The sequence below is a fragment of the Jeotgalibaca caeni genome (assembly GCF_028863945.1).
In the GTDB taxonomy this organism is placed as follows: domain Bacteria; phylum Bacillota; class Bacilli; order Lactobacillales; family Aerococcaceae; genus Jeotgalibaca; species Jeotgalibaca caeni.
On record NZ_JARBEA010000129.1, the window covers coordinates 1 to 1,384 of the forward strand.

The window sequence follows — 1,384 nt, forward strand, 5'->3', positions numbered from 1 at the left end:
TACAATGATAAAAAAGTATAAACCAACGGTTTTCCTAAATTAATAAGGAAAATTTAGAAGTATGAATAATTCAGGTTCGTTCATGTCTCGGTATTGGTCATGGATAACTTCATCTTGTACCTTAACACCAACTAATTTAAACCCATTTTTTATTGCCACTTTGTTACTAGCTATATTTTCAACATCAGCAAAAATACTTAATTTGTTTAGTTCAAGTACCTCAAATGAATACGTACATAGTCTTTTGACAGCCTTAGAAATTATATTTTGACCAGAATAGCTTGAATGAATCCAGTATCCTATTTCAGCTTTTTTAGTATGGGAATCTATATGATGGAGGTCGATACATCCGATTATTTTATTATTCGAAGCTATGAAAAATAATTTATCCGTTCCATTTGTTGCACCAGTCATTTTCATTTTAAAGTAATTAACTTGGCTTGTGACATCAACAGAACGATCTACAAAGCTTAAAAAAGTTCGTAAATGGTCCCTGTCAGAATCGACTAAACGAAAAACTTCCTCTGCCATACTTAATTCTGGAACTACTAAGTCTAGATTTTCATCAATCCGCAACCCAAAATACTTGGTCATGACCTCACTCCTTCAAACTGTTTATCCAAAATCATATCATACTTAAAAATAAAACGTACAGATGAAAAATTTCGTAAAAAAAGATTTGCAAATTCAAAACATATCGTATATAGTTAGTTCATAGGTTGATTAGTTGACTAACTAACCAACACACCAAAAGGACAGGAGGTGCTCCTATTGGATTCAAATATTCCTATTTATTTACAGATTTCACAGTTTATAGAAAATGAGATTCTCAGCAATCGCTTGGTTGCGGAAGACAAAGTTCCATCAACGAATGAATTCTCTAAATCCATGAATGTAAACCCTGCAACTGCAGGAAAAGGGTTGAATGAATTAGTTGACCAAGGAATATTGTACAAAAAGCGAGGTTTAGGGATGTTTGTTACCGAAGAGGCAAAGACGATTATTATCAGGAACCGCAAAGACTACTTCACCAAAAATTTGCTACCTGATTTTTTGAACGAAGCGAAACAGTTAGCAATCAGCAAGGAAGAATTAATGGAAATGATTAGGAGTGATTATCATGCTTAGGCTTAAAAATGTAACGAAGACATATGGGAAACACTTGGTTTTGGACCGCGTTAACTTAACTTTCGATAATCCAGAAGGTGTTTACGGCATCCTAGGACGTAACGGAGTTGGGAAAACCACATTAATGAAAATGATTTTTAATATGACGTCGATTGTAAAATTAAGCTAGACAAATAAAAAAGCCATTCGTGGTACACTCAAATTGTAATTCCGACCAAAGAATACATAGGAGTGATCACGAATGACCTACACCCAT

At 33.9% G+C, this 1,384-nt stretch carries 3 protein-coding genes; 2 read left to right on the plus strand and 1 reads right to left on the minus strand.

Translation table 11 applies throughout. The features are described from left to right. Positions 1-39 precede the first annotated feature (39 nt). Entirely contained in the window at positions 40-594 is a 555-nt protein-coding gene (locus tag PVE40_RS12730) for a GNAT family N-acetyltransferase (protein ID WP_274732306.1), read from the minus strand. A 168-nt stretch (positions 595-762) separates the two neighbouring features. Between PVE40_RS12730 and PVE40_RS12735 the strand changes: the two genes are divergently transcribed. Both PVE40_RS12735 and PVE40_RS12740 read left to right on the plus strand, forming a co-directional pair. Continuing rightward, positions 763-1,128, plus strand: a complete 366-nt coding sequence (locus PVE40_RS12735; protein ID WP_274732307.1) for a GntR family transcriptional regulator — start codon at positions 763-765, stop codon at positions 1,126-1,128. Then, positions 1,121-1,297 carry an ATP-binding cassette domain-containing protein gene (locus PVE40_RS12740; protein WP_274732308.1) on the plus strand — a complete coding sequence of 59 codons (177 nt, stop codon included), beginning with the start codon at positions 1,121-1,123 and terminating at the stop codon, positions 1,295-1,297. The genes PVE40_RS12735 and PVE40_RS12740 overlap by 8 nt, the downstream gene beginning before the upstream one ends. The last annotated feature ends 87 nt before the right edge of the window (positions 1,298-1,384 follow it).

Coding starts and splice junctions, on each gene's coding strand:
- PVE40_RS12730 (WP_274732306.1), bottom strand. CDS start 594: ATGACCAAGTATTTTGGGTTGCGGATTGATGAAAATCTAGACTTAGTA.
- PVE40_RS12740 (WP_274732308.1), top strand. CDS start 1,121: ATGCTTAGGCTTAAAAATGTAACGAAGACATATGGGAAACACTTGGTT.